Annotated in this window: 17 protein-coding genes; 1 reads left to right on the top strand and 16 read right to left on the bottom strand. The window is 43.2% G+C overall.

Going from position 1 to position 25123, the window contains the following annotated elements:
* Positions 1–17: 17 nt before the first annotated feature.
* From CL176_RS04950 to treP, 6 genes are all read right to left on the bottom strand, one after another.
* Positions 18–1049 (bottom strand): alpha-ketoacid dehydrogenase subunit beta, encoded by a 1032-nt coding sequence (locus CL176_RS04950; RefSeq protein ID WP_118990309.1) that lies wholly within the window; start codon positions 1047–1049, stop codon positions 18–20.
* 33 nt (positions 1050–1082) lie between these two features.
* Positions 1083–2126, bottom strand: a complete 1044-nt coding sequence (locus tag CL176_RS04945) for a thiamine pyrophosphate-dependent dehydrogenase E1 component subunit alpha (protein WP_118990308.1) — start codon at positions 2124–2126, stop codon at positions 1083–1085.
* A 13-nt stretch (positions 2127–2139) separates the two neighbouring features.
* Positions 2140–3486, bottom strand: a complete 1347-nt coding sequence (lpdA, locus tag CL176_RS04940; protein WP_118991568.1) for a dihydrolipoyl dehydrogenase — start codon at positions 3484–3486, stop codon at positions 2140–2142.
* Between the two features lie 17 nt (positions 3487–3503).
* The gene (locus tag CL176_RS04935) at positions 3504–6032 is read right to left on the bottom strand and encodes an ATP-dependent Clp protease ATP-binding subunit (RefSeq protein WP_118991567.1); all 2529 of its coding nucleotides are present in this window, start codon (positions 6030–6032) and stop codon (positions 3504–3506) included.
* 220 nt (positions 6033–6252) lie between these two features.
* Complete coding sequence (treC, locus tag CL176_RS04930) at positions 6253–7917, bottom strand: alpha,alpha-phosphotrehalase (RefSeq protein ID WP_118990307.1); 1665 nt, start codon at positions 7915–7917, stop codon at positions 6253–6255.
* Positions 7918–7955: 38 nt separating this feature from the next.
* Entirely contained in the window at positions 7956–9926 is a 1971-nt protein-coding gene (treP, locus tag CL176_RS04925) for a PTS system trehalose-specific EIIBC component (RefSeq protein ID WP_118990306.1), read from the bottom strand.
* Between the two features lie 289 nt (positions 9927–10215).
* Between treP and CL176_RS04920 the strand changes: the two genes are divergently transcribed.
* Positions 10216–11070 carry a DegV family protein gene (locus CL176_RS04920; RefSeq protein ID WP_118990305.1) on the top strand — a complete coding sequence of 285 codons (855 nt, stop codon included), beginning with the start codon at positions 10216–10218 and terminating at the stop codon, positions 11068–11070.
* Positions 11071–11274: 204 nt separating this feature from the next.
* Here the strand turns inward: CL176_RS04920 and CL176_RS04915 are convergent, their stop codons facing one another.
* From CL176_RS04915 to CL176_RS04865, 10 genes are all read right to left on the bottom strand, one after another.
* The gene (locus CL176_RS04915; protein ID WP_240430590.1) at positions 11275–12030 is read right to left on the bottom strand and encodes an NAD-dependent protein deacylase; all 756 of its coding nucleotides are present in this window, start codon (positions 12028–12030) and stop codon (positions 11275–11277) included.
* Positions 12031–12127: 97 nt separating this feature from the next.
* Positions 12128–13237: a hypothetical protein gene (locus CL176_RS04910; RefSeq protein WP_162890828.1), complete on the bottom strand. Its 1110-nt coding sequence runs from the start codon at positions 13235–13237 to the stop codon at positions 12128–12130.
* A 53-nt stretch (positions 13238–13290) separates the two neighbouring features.
* Complete coding sequence (locus CL176_RS04905) at positions 13291–13956, bottom strand: histidine phosphatase family protein (RefSeq protein WP_118990302.1); 666 nt, start codon at positions 13954–13956, stop codon at positions 13291–13293.
* Positions 13957–14139: 183 nt separating this feature from the next.
* The gene (locus tag CL176_RS04900) at positions 14140–15327 is read right to left on the bottom strand and encodes an acetate/propionate family kinase (protein WP_118990301.1); all 1188 of its coding nucleotides are present in this window, start codon (positions 15325–15327) and stop codon (positions 14140–14142) included.
* Between the two features lie 99 nt (positions 15328–15426).
* Entirely contained in the window at positions 15427–16371 is a 945-nt protein-coding gene (locus CL176_RS04895; protein ID WP_118990300.1) for a DUF979 domain-containing protein, read from the bottom strand.
* Position 16372: 1 nt separating this feature from the next.
* The gene (locus tag CL176_RS04890) at positions 16373–17071 is read right to left on the bottom strand and encodes a DUF969 domain-containing protein (protein WP_118990299.1); all 699 of its coding nucleotides are present in this window, start codon (positions 17069–17071) and stop codon (positions 16373–16375) included.
* Between the two features lie 81 nt (positions 17072–17152).
* Positions 17153–20323 (bottom strand): M14 family metallopeptidase, encoded by a 3171-nt coding sequence (locus CL176_RS04885; RefSeq protein ID WP_118990298.1) that lies wholly within the window; start codon positions 20321–20323, stop codon positions 17153–17155.
* Positions 20324–20778: 455 nt separating this feature from the next.
* Entirely contained in the window at positions 20779–21459 is a 681-nt protein-coding gene (locus CL176_RS04880) for a PspA/IM30 family protein (protein WP_118990297.1), read from the bottom strand.
* A 14-nt stretch (positions 21460–21473) separates the two neighbouring features.
* Complete coding sequence (locus CL176_RS04875; RefSeq protein ID WP_205528141.1) at positions 21474–22523, bottom strand: TPM domain-containing protein; 1050 nt, start codon at positions 22521–22523, stop codon at positions 21474–21476.
* Between the two features lie 180 nt (positions 22524–22703).
* The gene (locus tag CL176_RS04865) at positions 22704–25118 is read right to left on the bottom strand and encodes a flavocytochrome c (protein ID WP_118990296.1); all 2415 of its coding nucleotides are present in this window, start codon (positions 25116–25118) and stop codon (positions 22704–22706) included.
* Positions 25119–25123: the final 5 nt, after the last annotated feature.

The following is a 25123-nucleotide window of genomic DNA, read 5'->3' as shown; positions in this document are numbered from 1 at the left end:
CCCCTTTTCTGTTATTCCTAAACTTTTAAATCATCGATTATTTCGGCACATTCACGCATGACTTTGTCAGCATCTGGGATATAAAGCTGTTCCAAATTACTAGCAAATGGGACAGGCGTGTTAGGAGCTGTCACTGTTTTGATAGGGCCATCAAGATAGTCAAAAGCTTCCTGGCCAACAACAGATGCAATATCAGTTGCGGTATTATTATGTGGATTCGCTTCATCAATTACGATTAATCTTCCGGTTTTCTTAACCGATTCAATAATCGTTGCTTGATCCCAAGGAGCTACGGTTCTCAAATCGATTACTTCAACCGAAACCCCTTGTTCAGCTAAAGCTTCACGAACTTCTAAGGCTACAAATAGCATTTTGCCAATAGTTACAATTGTTAAGTCGTCACCTTCTTCAACGACATTTGCTTTTCCGATTTCAACCGTGTAATAGTCTTCCGGTACTTCGCCTTTAAGTCCATATAATGTCTTGTCTTCAAAGAAGAAGCACATATTATCATCCTCAATCGATGCAAGGAGCAGTCCTTTCGCATCATATGGAGTCGCTGGAACTACTACTTTAATTCCTGGAATACTGCCCAAAATTCCATAATAAGAGCCCGAGTGTTGTGCAGCTGCACTAGCCCCAGCCCCGTGACTCGTACGCACTGTGACAGGAACTTTAGCCTTTCCTCCAAACATATAACGCATCTTAGAACCTTGCCCTAAGACTGCGTCGAAACACCAACCCAGAAAATCATTAAACATAAGTTCCGGAATAGGTCTTAATCCTGTAACGGCCGCACCAACAGCCGCACTCATATAACCATGTTCAGATAGGGGAACATCAATAACACGCTTGTACCCATACTTAGGTCCTAAGCCTTTTGTTACTCCGAAAACACCACCCCAAGCATCTTCATTAGCTTCTTCCAAATGTTCAACTTGTGTACCCCCGTATATGTCCTCTCCCATAAGAAAGACACGGTCATCTTTCTCCATTGCCTGATCCAACGCTTCATTGATTGCATTCATAAATGTTGTTTCTCTAGCCATGATTATCTCTCCTTTGTTTTTCTTTTAGATTGTTTAAGCATAAACATCTTCATAGAGTGATTCTGGATCAGGTTCAGGACTTTTTTCGGCAAACTCTATAGCAGCCTCAATATCTTTGCGTGACTCTTCTTCAATTTGATCAATTTCTTCATCAGTAAAGATATTATTTTCGACCATATATTTTCTAAATTCAACAATTGGGTCAGTTTCAGCGAGTTCTTTTTCAAGACCATCTCTGCTCTTATATTTCTGTTCGTCTCCTTCAAAGTGACCATAATTACGATAAGTAACACATTCTATAAGAGTTGGCCCTTCCCCATTACGCGCCCGTTGAATCGCTTCACCCGCCACTTTATACACTTCGGTAATATCTTTCCCGTTGACACGAATACCTGGCATATTATAAGCAGCAGCCCGTTCAGCAATTGTTTCAGATGCTGATGAATACCATTGCGGTGTCGATTCAGCAAAATAGTTCATTTCACAAACAAAAATGACTGGAATATTCCAAATTTTCGCCATATTAAGACATTCATGGAAAACCCCTTCATTTGAAGCACCATCACCAAAGAACACAACTGCGACATTATCTGTTTCAAGATACTTGTTGCGAAGACCAGCTCCTAAACCGAGACCAAAACCTCCCCCAACCATCCCATTAGCACCTAACATTCCTACGTCAAGGTCAGCAATATGCATGGAACCACCTTTACCTTTGCCAAGGCCGGTGGCTTTGCCGTAAATCTCAGCCATCATACCATTTAAATCGCACCCTTTAGCAATACAGTGCCCATGTCCCCGGTGAGTAGAAGTGATATAGTCTTCATCGGTTAAATGCGCACAAATACCTGTTGCAATGGCTTCTTGACCAGCATACAAGTGAACAAAGCCTGGGATAGCTCCCTGAGCGAAAAAGCGATGCACTTCATCTTCAAAATTGCGGATATCATTCATATTCTTATGCATCCATTTAGCATCGTCTTTAGATATCGCTTGAGTTTGAATATCAATATCAGTGCTCGTCGCTAGTCTAGCTTCTCTTACACGTTCTTCTTGAGGTTTAGTTTGTCTTTCCATTGATATTTCCTCCTTAGTTAGAATTCAACGTTCCTACAATCCCTTTTGCGACATCTGCCGTTAATTCTGAAAGTGTTGGGTGAGCGTAGACCATCGATGCAACTTCTTCAATCGTTCCTTCACTATGAGCCACACCCATTAAATGATGAATCATTTCAGTTGCATTTTCTGACACCACGACCGCACCAAGAATTTGTCCATATACTTTCTCACTAATAATCTTTATCATACCATCTGTTTCACCACTCGCAATCGCCCGACCATTAATTGATAAGGGTAACATATTCACCGCAACGTCATAGCCTGATGCTTGAGCATCATCCTGGGATAAGCCAAAACTTGCGATTTCAGGGCTAGTATATACGCAACGAGGAACCTCCTCTGCTTGAAGTGGTAAAGTTCGTTGCTGGGCGATGGCTTGAATGGCACGAATCCCCTCTGCGCTTGCGGTATGGGCTAATTGATACCCGCCAATTAGATCGCCAATCGCATAAATATGCTTTTCGGATGTTTGGTAATATTCATCAACTTTGACAAAGCGTCCATCCATCTTCAAATTTAACGGCTGAATGGCCTCTATATTGGGTCTACGCCCTGTTGCAACAAGTAATTCGTCAAATTGATACGTTCCCTTTGTGGTTTTCACTTGGCCTTGGGTTATTTCTTGAATTGAAGCATTCGTTTCAATATGAATCCCCATCTTCTTTAATTTGCCTTTTAATAATTTCCGTGCATCATCATCTTCAGTTAACAGAATGTCCGGTGCAACTTCCACGAGTGTTACATCCACGCCTAGAGGTTGCATAGCAAAGGCAAGTTCAGTAGCAATAACACCTCCGCCGATAATAACTAAGCACTCAGGTAATGCATTCATTTGGAAGAACTCATCTGTCGTTTGATAATTCACTTCATCAATACCAGGCATATCTGGAACAAAAGGGTGACTCCCAGTTGCCAGCAAAATATGCCGCGCCTGAATAACTTGCCCATTCACGATTACTTGCTTTGCTTCATTGAAACTTGCTTCACCTTCAATGAAATCAATGTTTTTTTGCTTGAACATGTTTAATATGCCATGTTGGAGAGTTTGGACTACCTTATCTTTACGGCTGACTAACTTAGGAAAATCGATTGCCCCGATTGTCACTTCAATCCCATAATCATTTGCCTGACGAGAAGTATTAATCCAATGCGCATGTTCAAGATACGACTTCGAAGGGATACATCCCACATTTAAACAAGTGCCACCAATACTCTCGCGTTCAATGACAGCTGTCCTGAGTCCTAGATCTGCGGCATGCTCTGCAGCAACATATCCTCCAGGACCGGACCCAACAATAACTATGTCATAGCTTGCCAAAATCATCGCTCCTCTCTTTAATCTACAGCTTCAACGCTAAAATCCAAATGTCCTTCAGTTAATGAAACCAGAACATCTGTATTATCGGGAATCTGATTTCGTATCATAGCATTAGCCACAGGTGTTTCTAATTCGCGCGTGATAAATCTTTGCAAAGGGCGCGCGCCAAAATTCGCATCATATCCCTCCTCTGCTAACCATGCCTTTGCTTCATCATCTAAAAGTAAGCGAACGCCCCTATCAAGGAGACGACGATTAACTTCTTTAAGCATCTTCTCGACGATTTGCACCATATTATCTTGAGTGAGCGGACTAAAGAGTACAATATCATCAATACGATTTAAAAACTCAGGGCGGAAATGATCGCGAAGGAGTTGGTTAACTTTATCCTGTGTAGATGATAAAATCTTGCCGTCACTTGTTTGTTCATCTAAGAGTATTTTCGACCCAAGATTACTCGTCATAATAAGAATGACATTCTTAAAGTCTACATGACGACCTTGAGAATCTGTCAAGCGCCCTTCATCCAGAACTTGTAGCAGTAAGTTATAAACGTCTTGATGGGCCTTCTCGATTTCATCTAATAACACAATAGAATAGGGGTTTTTGCGCACAGCTTCCGTCAATTGGCCTCCTTCTTCATACCCCACGTAACCTGGAGGGGCACCAATAAGGCGCGACACATTATGCCTTTCCATATATTCCGACATATCAATGCGTACCATTTGATCTTCATCATCAAACAATGCATCCGCCAAGCTGCGAGCTAGTTCTGTTTTACCAACTCCTGTCGGACCCATAAATAAGAAGGAGCCGATCGGTTTCTTAGGGCTTTGAATACCTGCTCGTGAGCGAATAACAGCTTGAGTCACCGTATTAATCCCTTCATCTTGACCAATAACCCGTTCATGCAGAATTTCAGGCAAATGAATCAATTTCTCGCGCTCACCCTCTATCAACCTTGTCACGGGTATACCTGTAAGTCTACCTACAACTTGGGCAACTTCATTAGCAGTAACTTTATCCTTGCGCAAACAAATCTGGTTATTAAGGCTATCTTTAAGGCGCTGTACTTTTTCTCTGTTGGCTTGAATTTCGTCCAAGTTATCTTCATTCTTACGCGAGTTTTCAAGTATTTGTTCCGCTTGCTGTAATTGTTCTAAAAGTTGGTCTTCCTTTCGAATTTGTTTTTCTAAAGCCTCCTTCTCATTGCGCTTTTTTTCTAAATCTTGCTTAATATTAGTTTTGAAACGGTCCGTTTGCTTTTCATTATCATATTCTAAGCTTGAAAGTTCTACTTCAAGTTGTTGTATCTGACGGTTTATCGTATCAAGTTCAGTTGGGGTAGTATTTAATTGGACACGTACTGTAGCACTTGCTTCATCAATTAAATCAATGGCTTTATCTGGTAAATAACGGTCATTAATGTAACGATCCCCAAGATTAGCTGCAGCTACTAGTGCGCGATCAGTAATTTGAACTTGATGATATGCTTCAAATTGTTGCTTTAAACCTCGAAGTAAGCGAATTGTTTCGGCTACGGTGGGTTCATTGACATGAACTCGCTGAAATTGCCGTTCTAAAGCCGGGTCTTTCTCGATACGATTTCGATATTCTTCAACTGTCGTTGCTCCAATTAAATTCAAATCTCCTCTCGCAAATAAAGGCTTTAACATATTACTAGCATCTATTGCTCCATCGGAAGCACCAGAACCGACTATTGAATGAAGTTCGTTCAAATATAAAATAATCTCTCCTTCACTCGTCGCCACTTCTTCCAGTAAGAATTTTAATCTTTCTTCAAATTCTCCCCGGTAACGTGCTCCAGCTAGCAAGTTTCCTAAATTTAAAGCATAGATTTGTTTATCTTCTAAATTTCGGGGGACATCTCCTTTGATAATTCGTTGCACGAGGCCATCCATAATGGCTGACTTGCCAACTCCTGGTGGACCAATTAATACAGGATTATTCTTACGACGTCGTGATAAAATTCGTATTAAATCTTGCATTTCTTCTTCACGACCTATAACCGGATCCATCTCTCCTTCTATAGCTAAACGATTCATGTTGGTTGCATATTTAGCCAGATTAGGCATCAAGGCATCCAATTCATTGATACGCCCTAAGGGGCCAAAGCGATTCCGAAGATAAGTCCATAATTGCTCCTCACCTACACCTTGGTCAATCAAATACTGCGTTATAGGATGATTATTCTGTTTATATATAGCTAACATAATTGCTTCTTGTGAAACTTTAGGATGATTTAGCTTTACTGTGTACTGCTCACTATCCTCTAACAATTTGATGAAGTTCTGAGAATAGACGGCTTGGTCTTCATCTTCTATTTGATTAGCAAGACGAACAATAAGGCGTCGCAATTCAATAAGTCCTGCTTCTAAAGCTTGGTAAATTTCAGCTGTTTTTGTTTTAGAACGCGTTAACACAAACCAAATATGTACCACATCGGTTGTATGATTTCCACGATTTTCTGCAACTTGTTGGGCTTCGGTAATAATATCTTCTACCTCGCGAGTATATTCCATCATATCACCACCTTTTGTATTACAAATATATTGTAGCAACATATCATTTACTTTGCAACCGCTTACATTCAAAAATAGTTGAATTTCTTCTTTTATATTCATCGTATAATCTCTGTACAATAGATTCCTTTAGTAGAAGTTTGAAGATATAGTATTATTAAGGCTGCTTTCCCTTATCAATAACAAAAAGCGGTGCCTCTCAGCATCGCTTTTTGAACTCTTATTAAGCTTTCAATAGAACTATCGTTTCATAGGCTCCTAATTCAATCTGGTTACCCTCTATGTCAGAGATACCATTGCCAATTAACTTAGTATATTCCTCCGCATTCTTAATGCCACAATCCGCCAAATTAATACTTACGGCTGGTTCAAAGAAATTGGACAAGACCAGGAGTTCACTATCATCCTCAACCCGTTTATAGGCTAAAACAGCTGGATGGCCTGCTAGAACTTGCTCATATGTTCCCTGGCTAATAACAGGATACTTCTTGCGCAGATGAATAAGTTCCTTATAGTAAGCTAGAATCCCATCCCGTGCTACTTCTTTGGCCACATTGATATGTTTATAATCGGGATTGACCTTCATCCATGGCTCACCGTCGGTAAAGCCAGCGTGTGCGCTCGCATCCCACTGCATAGGTGTTCGGGAGCTACTCCGAGATTTTTGTTGGATAACTGCTAGAGCTTCTCTCTCAGGCTTGCCTGATTCGAGTAGTTCTTGGTAAGCATTGAGCGTTTCCACGTCACGGTAATCCTCGGCCACGTCAAAATCAGGGTTCGTCATCCCTATCTCTTCCCCTTGGTAAATGTAGGGTGTCCCACGCAGTAACTTAATTGTTGTGGCTAGCATCGTCGCAGACTCATAATGATACCGATCTGCATCCGCGAAACGGCTCACTTCTCGTGGCTGGTCGTGATTGCTTAGAAAGACTGCATTCCAACCATTGCCGTCGGACATTCCTACTTGCCACTCATTGAGAATGCCCTTTAAGGCCATGAAATCAACGGGTGCTTGAGTCCACTTCTCTCCATTGGGATAATCGACTTTTAAGTGGTGGAAGTTGAAAATCATCGTTAATTCGTCCCGGTCAGGATTCGTGTATTTTATCCCTTCGGGTACACTCGTGGACGACATCTCACCCACGGTTATTACATCATCACGCTGACCGAAGCTTGCTTGATTTAATTCCTGAACCCATTGATGGACAATGGGCGTATCGGTATAGAGACTCTTTTCCTGAGCGCTGGACGTCCCATCGGAATCCACCAGCTCCTCGTCCTTGCCAATCACGTTCAAGACATCGAAGCGAAAGCCTTTTACCCCTTTATCCAACCAGAAATTCGCAATATCTTGCAATTCTTTACGAACGTTCGGGTTATGCCAATTTAAATCCGCTTGGGTCACATCATATAAATGCAAATAATATAGGCCCGTATCTGCAAAAGGCTCCCAAGCTGGCCCTCCAAATTTAGACTGCCAATTAGTCGGGAGACTACCATCTGCTTGCGGCTCACGCAAGTAATAAAAGTCTTGATAATACTTGTCACCTGCTAAAGCTTTCTGGAACCAAACATGTTCAGTGGATGTATGATTAAAGACCATATCCATCATAATATCCATACCACGAGCTTTGGCTTGAGAGACCAGTTCCTCAAAGTCCTCCATCGTTCCAAATATAGGATTTATCGCGCGGTAATCACTCACATCATAACCATCGTCTCGTTGTGGTGAAGGATACATTGGACTAATCCACAGCATATCAATGCCTAAATCTTCTAAGTAATCTAAGCGTTGAATAATACCTTGGATGTCGCCAATGCCATCACCGTTCGTATCCTGAAAGGACTTTGGGTAAATTTGATACATCGTCTTCTGTCCTAATTCCATGTCTTGCCCCTTTCCCCTAGCTTAGCCTCAGTTTGAATCTAGTCACTGAAATGATCCTTCGGTTTATATTCTCCAATAATATCTGACGCTTCATGCTTACCGTAGTCACTAACTTCCATACGTTCCACTTGGCTACTTTCTGTAAAGACCACGACAATATCCGTACCTTTGCCAGCAGCTTCTACAGCAGCTAAATCCATTCTAGCAATTTCTACTCCAATATCAACCGTATCCCCTTCTTGAACCAACACCTCAAAAGGCTTCCCTTCTAAATCAACTGTATCTAAGCCCATATGAATCAGCACATCCGTCTCATTCGAACCAGATATGCCAATGGCATGCTTACTTGGGAAGATACTTGTAACGGTTCCTTTAATGGGTGCATAGATCGCTTGACTTGTAGGTCTCACAGCGAAACCTTCACCCATCATCTTTTGGGAGAAGACTTTGTCCTCTACCTCATCCAAGGCAATTACTTCACCATCTGCCGGTGTCGCAATGACTTCCACTTCAAACGCAAGCTTCTCAGAAGTACCACGCTCTGTCGAAGCAGTCGTTTGAGGTGCTGCTGCTTGCTCAACTTGTTCCTTCTCAGTGACGAAAAGTCCCCCTTTCCGGAAAGTAAGCGTTAAGACAAATGGCACAACAATCGCGATAGCCATACAAATGAAGAACCATAACATCGACTGAGGTTGAATAACAAGAAAACCTGGTAAACCACCAACCCCAATTGAATTAGCGGTCACCTTTGTTAAAGTAGCCACTAAGCCCGCGATACCAGAACCAATCATTGCGGCAATCATCGGGTAGACTCGCTTCAGCGTAACCCCGAACAGTGCTGGTTCAGTAACCCCCATATATGCCGAAATGATGGCCGGGATGGTAATTTGATTTTCGCGTTCATCATGGCGGGTCATCCACCAATAAGCTAAGACGGCCGAGGCTTGGGCGATATTAGATAAAGCAATCATCGGCCATAAGCCTGTTCCTTGGTAGTCAGCAATTAATTGGGCATCAACTGCATTGGTCATATGATGCAGACCGGTAATAACCAAAGGTGCATACAAGCTACCAAAGACTAAACCGAATAACCAAGAGAAAGAACTCGTTAAACCTTGATACACCAAGCTACCAATCCACGTACCAATCTTCCAACCTACTGGGCCTAGAATGGTATGGGCTAAGATGAGGGCTGGAATTAAGGATAAGAACGGGACCAAAATCATTGATAAGTACTCTGGCACATGCTTACGCCAGAAACGCTCCAGCCAACCTTGGGCTAAACCGGCGAACAAGGCGGGTAAGACTTGCCCTTGGTAACCAATTTTCTGAATTTGGAAGGAGCCGAAATCCCAAACGGGTACCTCGCCAGCGATAATCGCATCGGGCGCGCCGTAGGCATTCAATAACTGGCCGGAAACAAGGCCAATTCCTAGTATAATTCCTAAAACCTCAGTACCGCCCATCTTCTTAACTACGGACCACGTTATATGAACCGGTAAGAAATGGAAAATCGCTTCTCCTGGTAGCCATAAGAAATCATATAAACCTTGCCAGAAAGGAGATGATTCCGCAATCGTACCGCCTAAAGCTTCAAAGGGGATATCTCCGATAAAATTACGAAAACCGAGAATAAGACCTCCGACAATAAAAGCTGGAATTATCGGCGTAAAGACATCTGATAAGAAGCTTAAAGCTTTCTGGAAAGCATTCTGATTACTTTCAGCTTCCCGCTTTAAATCAGCTTTCGAGGATTCTTCAATTCCCGACACCGCTTGAAACTCCTTGAAAAATTCATTCACCCTATTACCAATAATCACTTGGAATTGGCCTGCTTGCGTAAAAGTGCCACGCACAGAAGGGAGCTCTTCAATTGCTGCAACATCTGCTTGACTTGAATCAGCCAGAACGAAACGCATCCGCGTTGCACAGTGCCAAACAGACGAAATATTCTCCTTGCCTCCGACTAACTCCAAGAGCCGCTTCGCATCTTCTCTATATTCACTCATTTTTCTATTCCTTTCTAATCCAGTGCATCGCAGTAAACGTAATACCTCCTCTCATGCTGATTATTAGATCGGGATCAATTAAATTATATCACTAATGTAAGCGTTTCTTAAATTTATTAGCTTATTCCTGCATAGAAAAGATTCATAGGGTATCATTTCGGCATACATGAAGCGGCATAATACATATTTATATACTACTTCTTAAACTCCTTTCTAGCTTTTTGCCAATAATTAGATTATACTCAAGCAGAGTGGGAACTCAAATATAGGAATAGAAAGTTGGACAGTTATGGAAATTGTCATCGTAACCGAAAGCGGATCGGATTTACCAGCGCATTATATTGAGCAGTATGGTATTTACATTGTGCCCATGCATGTGGTTATGAATGAGGTCACTTATGATGATCAGCTTAACATTCAAGCAAGGGATGTCTTTGCTCACTTCGAGCACACCAAGACCTTGCCAACCACATCAGGCAGTACACCTCAGGACTTTGCAGACACCTTCGATCGGATTATTAGGGAACATCCACAAGCGGAGATTGTCTACATAGCCTACTCATCCGTCACTACCGTCTCATATAACTCAGCGCGGATTGCTTCAGAGAATTATAGCAACGTGCACCTTGTGGATAGCAAAAACGTTAGTACCGGCTTAGGGACCATTGTACTGGCAGCCTGTGAACATTTGCGAAAGAATCCTGACATCTCAGCGCAGGAATTGGTCGCCTTTGTTGAAGAAATTCGCACACGGACACACTTTAGCTTTTTGCCCCAGACGTTAACCTATTTGTTAGCCGGGGGCCGTGTATCGAATGCCCAGTATATTGGTGCCAAGTTATTGCGCATCTTCCCCAGCATTCAACTGGAGAATGGTTACTTGGTTGCAGGAAAGAAGCACCGGGGAGGCTTTAAGAAGGCCTATCTCAAATTTATTGAGGACTTTATGGGACGCTATCAGCTTGAAGCGGATACTTTACGCCTGACAGAAGTAGAAGGACTTTCGCAAGACGATAAAGCTGCCATCGAGGCTAAAATACAAACATATGGCTTTACCAAGCCCGAATGGATCAAAACAGGCGCTGTTATCGCCTGCCACGGTGGTCCGGGTGCCTTTGGCATTAGTGGTATCGAGAAAGCTTAAAAAATCATCGCAGTGCTTAGATCAGCCTGCGATTTTTTCGTATGGATTAGCTTTTGGCTATATTTTAAATTCTCTCAAAATTAAGATAATTATTGCTAAATGTTGCTGGGACTGTGTTTTACAGGAGAATTTATTCTCAGCATACCTCGCATCATTATATAATCCAGGTCAGTGTTGCATAAAAAAGGGGGGATTTACGCTAGGTTAGGACACGGGTAGTGCCAATGTTTCATTTACTTGTTGGAAGACTTCGGATATACCGGCTTGAATAAATAAACTTCCCGGGGCTTGTACCACTGGCTCTTTGTTAATGACGACGAAACGATCGCCGGGGTAATATTGGATAAAGCTCACAGCTGGGTAAACATTTAAAGATGTTCCTGCCACAATGAGTAAATCGGCTTTGGCAATGGCATCAATTGCGCCAGATACGACTTTTGAGTCCAAATTCTCGCCGAACATGACCACGTTTCCGCGGATAATCCCTTCTTGACAATAAGGACAGCGCGGAATCCCTTCATCATCCAGTTGAGCTTGGTTTTTCTCAACTGTCTTGCCACAAGCCATGCAGTATCTACGATTATCCCCGTGCAAAACCCAAACATTCTGAGAGCCGGCTGCTTGATGCAAGCCATCGGTATTCTGGGTAACAACCGCAACGTCTTTGCCGGACGCTTCCAGGGCAGCTAGGAAACGATGGGAGTAGGCCGGTTGAATGTCGCCGTGTTCCATATTCTCACGCACAAATTGGAAATGCAAACGTGGGTTATTCAGGAGCATAGACACTGAGAGCATTTCCTCTGGTTCATAAGGATATTTATTGCGATTCTTAGTATAAATCCCGTCTTTCGAACGAAAATCAGGGATACCTGCGTCAGTTGAAACGCCAGCCCCTCCGAAAAACACGATACGCTGGTTTTGCTGGATCCACTTTGTCAGCTGTAACACTTGGTTCTGCATTCGATTGAACCTCCTTCCCTCATCCATACTATTCACAAATGAATTCGTATGCGTTTTTGTCAAACGCTGTATTCAGTGTAAATCAACACTTAACTTGTTAATTGTGCCCTACGTAACCTTGCACCGCCTCTTGTAAAAGTTGCATCAGTTGACTTCCACTATCGAACTTACTTTGTGATATACCCAGATGTTTCTGGATAGACCCTCGCCCATCAGCTTCATAAAGCTCTTGATACACTAGGTGCAATAAGAAGCCGAGTAAAGGCTTAGGGGAAGGATATTGCCGGACAAAGCTACCAGGAACGAGGGTCAGGTGACTGACTTCCTGGAAGAAATCCAACACATTGTGACGCGCATCTTGCAAAAAGACACTTTCAACAATCGTATTAGACTCGGGCTGATGAACCATAATCACATATGCTTGCAAGGAGTCGCATAACTTAGTTAGCTCTGCCCCATAATGCTCCCAAGCGAAACTTAAGAGCCCACGCTCTTCAGTTAAATATTGGTAGGCATATCTTTCTGGTAAAGACAAGAACTGTGTCAACAAGTCATTAACAAACTTTGTATAAATTGCCTGACCCGCTTCGTCACTAAAGTATAAGGGCGTAGCTGTAAGTTCCATTAAATAGGTCACTAATACTTCAATCATCTGTGAGAAATCTAACACGCGACTCTCTGACTCCTCTGCCAGGAAAGTCGATAATTTCTCATCGTCTTGGTAAATTTGATAATACCTTTGCTTAGCTTTCTTTACATATACGACTTTAAGTGACGTTTCGTACGAGGCTTGCAAAGCTAAATAGGCTTGCTCACTCAATTGAAAGTCCAACGCTTGTGCATATTCTTCAATATTGGCCTGATAAGCTTGCAAACATGCTTGATACAATTTCGCTAGAACTGTTTGTACTTCTTCTTTGGGAAGGTTTAACGTAAAGATGCTTTCTTCGATGTTCCCATAAAAGAAACACGGAATGATAAAGTGAAGTGCCTGCGCGCCGGTTAAAGCTTCAACCGCATCATAGTTCAAGCCAAGCTGATCAATGGCCTGTGAATCTGTTCCCTTCGGTGTAAAGTACAGCTCTTCATAGCCTTCTAAACGCGCCTGATAGAAGGTATATTTGCCTTCCAATTGCTCGGCATAACTCGCCATATCCATTACTTTGAAATAAAAAGCCGTATTAGCCAAGCCACTTATTAAGCGCACAACAATCACCCTTTCCTTGCTTCTTTGACCAATTCTGGCAGGAAGCGTCTCTTCTAAATGTTAACTTCTAATTCATTATACCCCAGCAAGCGGAACTGTCCATTAATATATTGTACCCTGGATATCGAACCATTATGCAGACGCCCAGGCATCTCTAATTCTGGAACGAGCGCATGTAAGGTATGGCGAATCGTTTGCCCGTGAGCCACCACTAAGACATTCGCCTCACTTCCCCGGTGCCGTTCCAATAAGTAAATGATACCAGCTTCCACCCGCTCCCAGAACTCTGGGAAACTCTCTGCCAGACCATAAGGATCCAAACGTTTATAAGCATTCAGCAATAAATGCGGGGAGCGTTCAATATCTACTTCCGGATGCTTTAAGGCTATCTCTCTAGCCGCCAGTGGCCGAACATCCTGCGCCAACATCCCTTCAAAATAGCCAAAGCGCACCTCACGAAACTCAGGCATTGTCTCTAAAACAAGATTATCTGCATAATGATTCACATCTAATAACAATTGCGCCGAATCAATCCTCCGCTTCAAATCACTCGCATAGGCATAATCAAAGGCAAGCCCACTCAACAGTTGGGCTGTCTTTTTAACACCTGCAATCCCTTCAGGTGTTAAAGGCGAGTCAGCCCAACCTTGAATCCTTCCTGCACGATTAAACCACGTTTCACCATGTCGCACGAAATAAAATGTCACCCCTACCGGCATGGAACCATCCTTTCCTACTTTATAATCTGTCAGTTAAAATTCATCAAATGTGTATACCACCGATTATTTAAATTTATAAATATATTCTATCTTACCGAAGCATTTTGTCCAAATAAATAAACTTCGCAAAATAAAAAAACTTCCCATGAAAAATCTCCTGGAAAGTTTCTGTGAATGGCTAAATTATTTCAAACGTTCTACTTCGCGTGCAATCGCAACTTCTTCATTCGTAGGAATGTTGTAGATTAGAACATCTGAATCGTCTGAGGAAATTAATGCCTCTTTACGTGTATCATTACGCTCTGGGTCTAAGAGAGCTCCGAATACGCTAATTGGATCCATAATGCGATGACGTGTTGTAGAAGAGTTCTCACCGATTCCTGCAGTGAAGACGATAACATCTACGCCATTCATGACAGCAATGTACTGACCGATATACTTTTGTACACGGTTGGCAAAAATATCAAGGGCTAATTGTGCACGTTCGTTCCCTTCACCTGCTGCCCCTTCAACGTCACGCATATCGCTAGATACACCAGAAATACCAAGTAGACCCGATTTCTTGTTGAAGATATTAATCATTTCATTTACATCGTCGATACCTAACTTGTCCATTAAAAATGGAATCAATGAAGGGTCGATGTCGCCTGTTCGAGTACCCATCGTAATACCAGCAAGAGGTGTGAAGCCCATGGAGGTATCAACTGATTTACCACCGTCAACGGCAGTAATCGATCCACCGTTACCTAGGTGGCAAGTAATGATTTTTAATTCTTCGATTGGTTTGCCTACTAATTCAGCTGCACGATTGGCAACGAATTGGTGGCTCGTTCCGTGAGCACCGTATTTACGTGCTTGGAAATCTTCATAGTATTCGTATGGTAGGCTGTATACATAGTTTACTGCCGGCATTGTTGTGTGGAATGATGTATCAAACACAGCAACCATTGTAGCGTTCGATAATTTCTCTTGGAACACTCGCATAACTTGTGCTTCTGCTGGATTGTGTAGGGGTGCGAATTCTGATAATTCATCGACGCGTTCAATTACAGCATCCGTCACTACAGTAGACTCTTTAAAATCTTCCCCGCCAGCTACGACGCGGTGACCTACACCAGTAATTTCTTCAAGGTCATCCACGATTCCGAACTCTTGTAATTTGTCAAATAAAAGTTCTACAGCACGTCCGTGATCGTCAATATCTTCTGTCATTTCGAATTCTTGATCATCACCATATTCAATTGAGAAAATTGAATTACCGATACCAATCCGTTCCACTAAACCTTTAGCGATAACTTCCTCTTCCGGCATTTGGAAAAGCTGAAATTTTAAACTTGAACTTCCTGCATTAATTGCGAATGTTTTTGCCATTTACAAAGTCTCCTTCATCATTAATCTGATACTTATTATACATGAAACCCTTTTAAAAAGCACAAAAAGCCCGCAAATTTTTACGGACTTTTGAATAAATTATTTAAATAAAATCATGTACACGATTTGAAAGACAATTAAACATAGGGCCGGAACAACTTGGTTCTTAATAACACCCATTCGATCATCCATTTCTAACATGGCCACTGGCACAATATTAAAGTTTGCGGCCATCGGTGTCAACAAGGTTCCACAATAACCACACGTTAAGCCGATCATACCAATTAATACAGGATCTGCGCCATATTCTAAGACAAAGGGCGCCCCAATTCCGACTGTTACCACTGTAATGGCTGCAAAGGCATTCCCCATAATCATGGTGAAAAACATCATCGCAAGCGCATAGGCAATAATCCCGACATTGACATTTCCTTCAGGGATCACATAGCTGAACAATTGCGCAGTCACCTCGCCAACACCTGCTGCATTAAAGACGGCTCCCAAGCTTGCCAGAAGCATTGGCAACATACTCAATGGACCAACCATGGAAAGCATGCGCTCAGAATCGTTCAAGAAGACTGTTGGCGTATTGCGGCGATCATAAACCATTAAGAGAATCATCGATACCAATACTCCGACGCCAATTCCCACCAAGGCACCTAAATCCGTAAAGATTGCAAAGATAATCGCAAAAAGCCCCATCGTTAAAGCCGGAATAAAGATTTTCATGCCAATTTTCTGGAAGCGTTCTTCCATTTGCAGTTCAGTTGGTTTCTCAACGGTCCCCGCTTTAACTTTGCCTAGGATAGCAGGGATGGTCATGAGTATAATAATCAAGCCATTCACCTTATCAGGTATCCACCGACCAAAAGCGAGCACTATCCCAAGGAGACCCCAGAATAAGGCTGTTGCAAGGGGTTCATCATTGTTCTTGTCGCGGAAGTTTTTGAAGGCTGTATACAGGGTAACGAGACCCATAATAATGAAGATTACTTCAAGTAATTTCTGCCCTAAGGTAAAGTCAGCACTTGTAAAGAATGACATGTTATGCATCCCCTTTCTTATCCTTTAGGTTGGAATAGTATCGCTTCATTAAGCGACGGTCTCGCCAGTTATAATATACAATACCAACAATAATCGCAAAAATGCCCACAGGAATTGCTTTTTGCGCGAGGGCTAACAATTCAACGTCATAGCCTAAATCAGCCAAGGTTGATTGCACTAAGATTGCTCCAGCCCCTCCGACAAAGAGGACTTGACAGAAGAACCATGCAACGTTCTCCATACCTGAAGCCATACCTTTGACTTGTTCTAAGTGCTCTGGATGCATTTCGGCACCTTTAGATTCCACTGCCCCGATTGACATGGGAATAATAATTGGCCGAACGAATCCAGCAACGCCACCGAAACTAACGTTAAAGGCCGCAAAGAAACCACGCATTACCCCATAAATGCCAATAACTTTCCCTGGCGTGGCCCCTTTAACACGGCTAATTAGACTTCCGGCTGCCTGAACTAAGCCATTACGCTCCAAGGTACCTGTTACAAGCATAATTAGAATAAAAATAGCCATACTACGATTAGCTACAAAGGACGACCCTAAGGTTTCCAATAAGCCACCGATTCCTAAACCACCGACCAGAGCTGTGGCTATCATTGCCAGTAGCACGATTAAGATTGAATCGAGCTTCATCGCAAAACCTACGATTACAATCATGATTCCGATTAATCGAATCCATTCCATCTTCTATCTCTCCTTCTTGCGAGGCCTCTCACCCTCAAATTACCTTCCCTGTTACGTATTACGTATATTTATTTGCCTTTGTTAAAGCCAGTGAATTGGCCGCTGACGGATGTATGCTAAGTCTAGTTCGGTACCTGAAATATCCTGGCGGCGCTCAATGTAACTATTTGCATCCAATAAGGCTGCAATTACAGCATGGCAATGCTTCACATGGGTTCTTGCACATAAGGCTAAATAATCGCCTTGTGCCGTTTCGTCGCTCACTTCACTAGTATAAGCGACGCTTGTTATCCACGGATATTTAATGGATGGATAGCGATGATGCGCATCATAATCATAACCGAGCCAATAGTGTATCATATTCTTATAGTAATTGGCGGGGAATAATTGGGGCATCCAACTGTGGGCATATTTTTCGAAACGATTGCGCCATTCAATATTCCAAGCGGTAATTTCCGGGTCTTTAGCCATCGCATCCGCTATGACGTCTTCAAGGTATTTATTCGCTACTTGATTCACCTGAAAGGGCTCACTTTGAATATACCAGAAATAGCCATACATAAGTGATCTAGGTAACCAAAAGCCGCGGTAAGCTGGAGAAGTATAACCTGAGAAAGGTTGCTCCCACTCATGACTCGGAACCCCATGATTATCTACAACAACATCCGGCAAGTACTCCTCGTACAGTTTGGTAAAGGCAAGTGCTTCGGTATGAATGGTATCTTTCTTGAAATAATCATAATAAAATTCCTTACCTACTGAATTAAAGCGGGCGACATGCAATTTCCAAGTCGGATTATCCTGCTGCAATTGATAATGAATCGCTGCACCATCAACATTCTCCAAAGGCATAATCACTAAATTTAAACGTTGAAGTTCCTTAAAGCGCTCTGGATTACTGACTAAATCTTGGACCAATTGAAAAGCTGCATTGGTTGCAGATACTTCATTTGCGTGATGACGGTTATTGATAATTTCCGAAGGATAGCGACTCAGACGTTTCGTCCGGGACACATAGCCTTCAAAGCCATGATTGAATTCAATTGCGTAAATATATCGGCCTTGATAAGAGGTACCTACATGTCGCACACGCAGTTCCGGCACTCGGCTAAATTGCTCTATTAAGTCCATGTACATCCGATAACCTATCACTTCCGTTTGAGGGATGTCAATGGTATCAATGTCGAGAAACTTAATCGGTTCATTAATATATACAGGCATTTGGATCGTATATGTCGCTTGTCCATTCGTAAACACTAGGCGGTCCACCGGTAGTTCCCATCGGGAAAGCGTGAGCTGTTGAGTATTAAATAGCTCAACAAAACTTGCCAGCAACTCACTTGCTATATTGGTCTTCCATTTAAGTACAAGGCCGTCAGTATCTTGGTAAATAGCTGTTAAATGGCACTTAACTATGTCCAAGGCCGGCCCCGTAATGATACGCTCAGGACTGACTAATTGCGGTTGACTGACTGGCTCCCTAAGTAGACTCACTTCCATCCGACCCGGACCTTCAGCTTGATGAATCACCGGTAGAATTAAACCGGGTGCATCCAAGCCTTGGCCAAGCAGATCAATCCCCAGATTATTGAAGTAATCCAAACCAACGAAATACAAATCCTGATGCAAGGCGTTCAAAGAAGACACCATGTCCTCACGACTCGGCAAATGCCGGTTCGGTTCAGATAAGTAAATATCCATCCGCAATTGGGCAAAAAGCGGCTGATCATCCACGTCAAAAGGGAGCTTATCGTGGATATATGCCCCTACTTTAGGCAAGACATCCTCTTGATACGCATCCCATAAGCGTTCAACGTCCGTTGCTATCCGCTCAGCTAGAAGCAATTCGCCATTGACCCAAACCTTTACCTCTCCAGTATTCGGATGCACAAGACCCATCTCAGGATAAGTAGACAAGAAAGGTCGTTCACTATAACTTACGCTAAATGAATCTTCAAGGATGACTTTATCTGCTTGAAAGGCTTTAATCCGATAGGTTGCGTCGCCTTCATCCTCCAAAAGGACAAAGCAAATTTGGGGCCGATCCAAGGATAGGCCTTCAGCTAATAAGTCATCAACTGGATATAACTCTTGCAAGAAGCGAATAGGCTGGTCGTACCACCCTTCCGCATCCCCCTGACCCTTATTGCCATAAGTCGGTACGGTGCCATCCTCATCTTTCCACTCTGTTTCCTCTGGCTTAAGGAAAGGCCGAAACGCAATTTCAATAGCATCCACAGCGGATTCTTTGAGCTGGGGCATAATATATTCATCCAGCCAGGAAAGCCCTTGCTTGTAGGCATTCCACACATGAACTTCAGCTTGAGCGCCCTTTGCTTGAAGCTTTAGACTTAACTCTTGTTCCAAGGCTTTCCTTACGCTTGCTGGCTCACTCAACCGAGCTTCAATTCTTACAGAATCTCCTTCTTCTAGCTGCGGGTATACTTGCTCATTTATGAGGGCTTTGAAGTCAGCCACTTCCCAATCGAAATGATAGTCCTTCTCCCAGACAAGCTCCGCTTCCCGGATAGAATGGGTGGCAACCCCTGGAATTTCTGGCAAATCATGTTCAGCATCAGGAGACATATATAACGTTAGCGGTCCGTTTAACGTATCTTTGTATGCATTGAGATACGTAAGCTGTCCATCACGATTAGCCATGGCGCCCATTTCTTGTAAGTATGCTTGAAGGTCCGAGAGGGCTTTGGTGCGATTGATTTGCGGGAATTCATTGCAGAAAGCACTAATAAATTGCACCAAAGCCTCTCCCTGCCCACCAATCTCAAGGGCATCATCTCGTAAATAAATGCCCGTTGCCAAGTCTCCCCGGAAACGAATCGGGGTTATCTCTGCTTGACCCCGGTATATTACTTCACCTTGGAAGCTGGTCACTTCCATTCCCATGCGACAGGCTAAATTATTAGCGGCAGTCAACTGATGGCTTGTTTGAATGGTGCTGGCATCTATTTGCAAGTATAACGAATCCGCTAACCCGTCTTTATCCTGATCAGCCAACCAAGACCCAGACCCCAAGTCGAATAAATAACTCAAATCCCACGTCGGATTAGGAACAATAATTCCAGCTTTAGCGGCATGATTGACCACTGACTCCTGAAGCACCTGCGGATACGTTTGACTTTGAAGGGCTTCAAGAGTAGTTATCGGGAAATGCATCTGCTCCGAATTAAATCCTAGAACAAAGGCTTGCGTGATCTCTTCTTCTATTATCTTTAAATTAGGTATAGTAGTCATATCTCACTCCTCTTTCAAGGTTCACCTGTATCTTCATCTCATCCATTATAGCAAAGAACAAGCTTATACAAAATCCCTTTTCCCCTATGCTAGAAGTGGACCAAATTTGGGGTAAGCAGTTTTTAATTAGTATACATAAAGGGTGCTTTGATTTGGATTTTATTGTAAACGACATCTATATGCGACGTGACTCGGTGGGGAAGTGGTCCCACTGAATAAAAACCACACAAAATTCCGTGGGAACGCTCTCCGACGGAAGAGAAACACAGCAAAATTCCGTGGGGCCCGTGTCCGACGGAATTTTCCGATAAATTCATTCCGTGGGGAAGTCGCCCGACGGAATGTGCTCGCTATATCTTCGCGTTGAAGTCAGCTTAGCCCTCTCCCCACAAAAAAACCAAGGCCAGTGTGTTCATGACACATAGCCTTAGTTTCAATAGTTTGCTTAAATTATATTACATGCCCATATCTTGCTTCAAACGTGCAAGTTCATCCTCAACCGCAGCTGAAGCTGTTTCGTTCGCGTATTTCTCTTCAAGAGATTGTACCGGATTCGCTGGCGCTGTATTCAAATCAGCCTTAGCATTGGCTTCATCCAGTAAGCGGTCAGCTTTGGCTTCCATCCGTTCGAAGTTACTACGCGCAGATTCGCGTTGCTTGACATCTCCAGCCGCCTGGTTCACTTTCTCTTGAGCTTGTGCTACGGAGAGTTTGCCTTTGATCATTGCCCGACGTTGGCGTAAGGTTTCAATATCTTGCGCTAATTTATCGTGCATTTGACGCATTTTGACCGCATTCTCATGCGCGCTAGCATAGCTACTTGCTAAATTAGCCCCGATATCTTCTATTTCTTGCTTCTTCGTTAAGAAGACGCGTGCATCATCGTCATTGCCCGCTTGTACAGCTTTTCTAGCAAGTTCTTCATATTTCTTAATTTCCGCTTCATTAGCATCTAATTCACGTTTCGCCCGGGTCTCTTCAGCCATCACACTGGCTGTATTGTCCTTAACCTCGGCTAAGTCATTCGTCATTTGGCGCAAATACTCATCGATCATCTTCTCTGGGTCTTCCATCCGATCAATTAAGCTATTCACATTCGCGCTAATAATATCGGTAAAACGGTTTAAAACTGACATATTTATCCCTCCATTTATTGGGTATCTTCAGAATCTTGGTATTTCTTCTCCAGTTCACTCACGTCTGAGCCAAAGGTTTCAATCGGCCGACTCAGAATTTCCTCAGTACGTTTCGCTTCAGCTTCTTGCTGGGCTGCACGTTTCCGCCACCATATAAATAATACAATGATGATGGCCAGAACACCCACAACCAGCCAAACATTAACCCAAGGTGATTGCGTCACTTCCATCATACGATCAGCCGCCTGACGGAAACTTTGACTAAAGAACTGGGAGGTATTTAAATCCATATTGTAATAGTTACGGTCAATATAATCTAAGAGAATATCGCCCGCTTCGTCATCAAAAACCTGCTTAGCCTGACTCCCTGATACATAATATGTTTTATATTCCGACTCGTAAGGTTCATAGAACAAGAGCAATACATGCGCTTCGTCAGTGAACAGTTCATCGTACTTAGCTTCAGCAAAATCCCTCACATCAGCCATATCTCGTGTTTTGGAGCCGTTGAGATCTGTTGCAATATATACATGGGGCTGTACCCCCGTCTTCTGATAGAAGTACTTCAAACCTTGTTCTAATTCACTGCGACTTTCGACCCAACCAGCTGCATCCGTGTAATAAGCTGTCTCATTCACAGCACCCGCTGGCAAGGGCTCCCGCTCAACGGTTGACGTCGTAATCTGGTTCGTTTCGTGCTGGGAGTTGTTGTTTCCAGAATAACCACTTGAGCTGAAGAAGACACCAGAGATGACCATCAGCACAATTAGTAGAATAATCCATGTGCCACAACCACTACCACCGCCACTTACCGGACGTTGAGGTCCCATCGGTGGGCCAACCCGACGACGTCTTCTTCCATACATTGGCATCATTGGTGGAATAAATACCGGTCGGCTTCTGCGATAAGGGCTCCCCCCAAAACTGGGTTGTTGCGGTTGACTTTGTCTTGGCCGACCGCCACCGCGACCGCCTGAACTACTGCGACCTCCGCCGCCTCTTGAACCACCAAAGCCCCCAGTGCGACCGCCAGCTCCACCACCTCGGCCACCGCCTCTAGCCATGGGCATCCCTCCTTTTTCTTTACTAAATATAGTTTAACACAAATAGCAATTTTATAACATTTAAAGACCTTTTATTCAGTGCGATTATGTACCAAAGCCTTATAAGATTAACATTTAATATAAAAATCCCCAGCACCTTCATAGTACTGGAGATTTCTTCATATATTCAGTAAATCAACGCTACTCGCCTTTAGCAGCATTCGCGCCGGCGATACGTCCGAAAGTAAAGATATCCGCTAAGGCATTCCCACCTAGACGGTTCCCCCCATGCAAGCCTCCGGCAACTTCCCCTGCTGCATATAGACCTTCGATAATATTGCCGTCGGTATCAATGACATGTGTTTCCTTGTCAATCTTCAAACCACCCATCGTATGGTGGATTGCTGGTTGACGAGGGGTTGCATAGAACGGAGCTCGCTCAACCTTTAATTCAAAGGCGCCTTTATGGAATTCAGGATCTTCACCCGCATCAACATAGCTATTGTATTTGGTAACTGTATCGACTAAGACAGCTGGGTCAATGTCGATTTGTTCAGCTAGCTCTTCAAGCGTATCAGCACGGTAAAGAACCCCACTTGCCACTTCGCGGTCAATCTTTTCATCATTGGTGTTCATGGCTGTGTTCTTAATATTCTCATCTGCAATCAGGTAGAAAAGATTTCCGTTAGCAATCGCAGCGGCAGATAATTCATCCCGGCTACCAAATTCGTTAACAAAGCGTTTACCTTCACGGTTAACCATGACAAAGTTTGCAGGCGGTACTTGCAAACCACTGAAGAGTGCGCCCGTATTAGGATCGGTTGTTGGAAGCATTTGAATCATACCCATATCAACTAAGTCAGCACCAACCGCTTCACCTAAACGAATACCGTCACCAGTAATCGCAGGTGAGTTAGAGGTCTTAATATCATCGGCAATTTCAGTCCAATATGTATTATATTCTTGGAGCATCTTAATATTCGCTCCAAAACCACCGCTCGTCAGGATAACCGCATTTGCCTTAACAATAACCTTGCGACCACTTTCATCCTTAGCTTCCAACCCAACGATGTGACCGTCTTCTTTCAATAGCTTCTGAACATTCGTATCGATTAAAATTTCCCCACCATTGTCGAGCACATATTTCTCTAAGGCTTCAACGTAAGCATATCCTTCATTAGCGACTGGTTTATGACCCCGTCTCCAGTTCGCTCCAACAGGCATCTGGACGGTCTCATAATCGAATTCAACACCAATGGCTTCTAACCAATGAACAGAGTCAAGTACATTATCTGCTAAGGTTCGAACAAGGTCGTAATTACCATAAACTTCATTGCCTTCTAAATCTTGTCGACGGCCGCCAAGATAAGTTTGAATTTCATGCCAACGTTTCGAATCGAAAAGATAAGCATCCTTACCTTCCACATCAGCGAAATATGCCCGAATATCGTCCTGTAATTCACGGAAGTCAGCCCGGTATTCTTCATGAATCTCAGACTCATCCATGTCTAAGATTCCTTGAAGAGTTACATCTTCCCCTGGCAAGGCATCAATCGTCTTCTGCCAATCAGGATCGGCCGCGTTCATTGGACCACCGGTACGTACCGTATTCCCACCAATCATCGAGAATTTCTCAAGGACAAGAACTCTTTTGTCGTTCTGTAGAACGCTGGCTGCTGCAGCCAAACCGGCTCCCCCAGCCCCTACTACAACAACATCTGTTTCATACTCAACCGTTTCTTGCTTAGGTCCTTGGCCAGGCTTAGGACGTTTCTTCAAGACATCTGGATCGGCTCCAGCTAATTTCACTGCTTCAGCTACGCCGTCGATGACACCTTGGCTAGTTACCGAAGCGCCCGAAATTGCATCTACATTTAAGGTTTGTCCTTCGATGATTTGTTCAGGAATGCGCTTGAAGACGACAGTGGCAATCCCTTCTGTTTCGCCGGTAGTGTCGATATCAATCGCTTCAATTCGATTCTCTGATAACGTTACTGCCATCGGTAAGTCACCATTATGACCAACAGCTTTAACGTCATAAGTACCTGGTTCGAAATTCACTTCTTCAGGAATATTCAATAAGTTTGCTACACCAGTAAAGCGAATAAATTTCTTCATCACTGATTCAAGGAAGTCAATCGTGCCTTGATCAGCAATATTCCCTGCCTCATCGAAACGATGCTTAGCGTTACCAAGTAAGAATTCATTACCTGGGAAGACGGCTGCTGCTACACCGGGTGCATCCAGAATTTGTCGTAAATGAAGCTGAGCACGAGAAGATCCTTGAATGTCTGTCGAAGCACCTACAATTAAGACAGGTTTCCCGTCTAAAGGATGTATGCGATAAGAGAACCATTCGATAAGACTATTCAATGCAGAAGGAATGGAATGATTATATTCAGGTGTAGCGATAATCACAGCGTCAGCTGCTTCCACCTTCTCAGCTAAGGCTAGAATTTCTTCTGATTCTTCCAAATCTTCATTAAACATTGGAATGTCCTTTGTCTCACCCAATTCCATCTCGAACTGATCAGCGAAATGTTTCTTGATAAATTCTAATAATTGGCGGTTATATGATGGTTCAGCGTTCGAGCCTACAATACCTACAAATTTCATCAATG

Source organism: Suicoccus acidiformans (assembly GCF_003546865.1).
Lineage (GTDB): Bacteria > Bacillota > Bacilli > Lactobacillales > Aerococcaceae > Suicoccus > Suicoccus acidiformans.
Note: the sequence above shows the minus strand (reverse complement) of the source record. Positions and strands in the feature narration are given on the sequence as shown.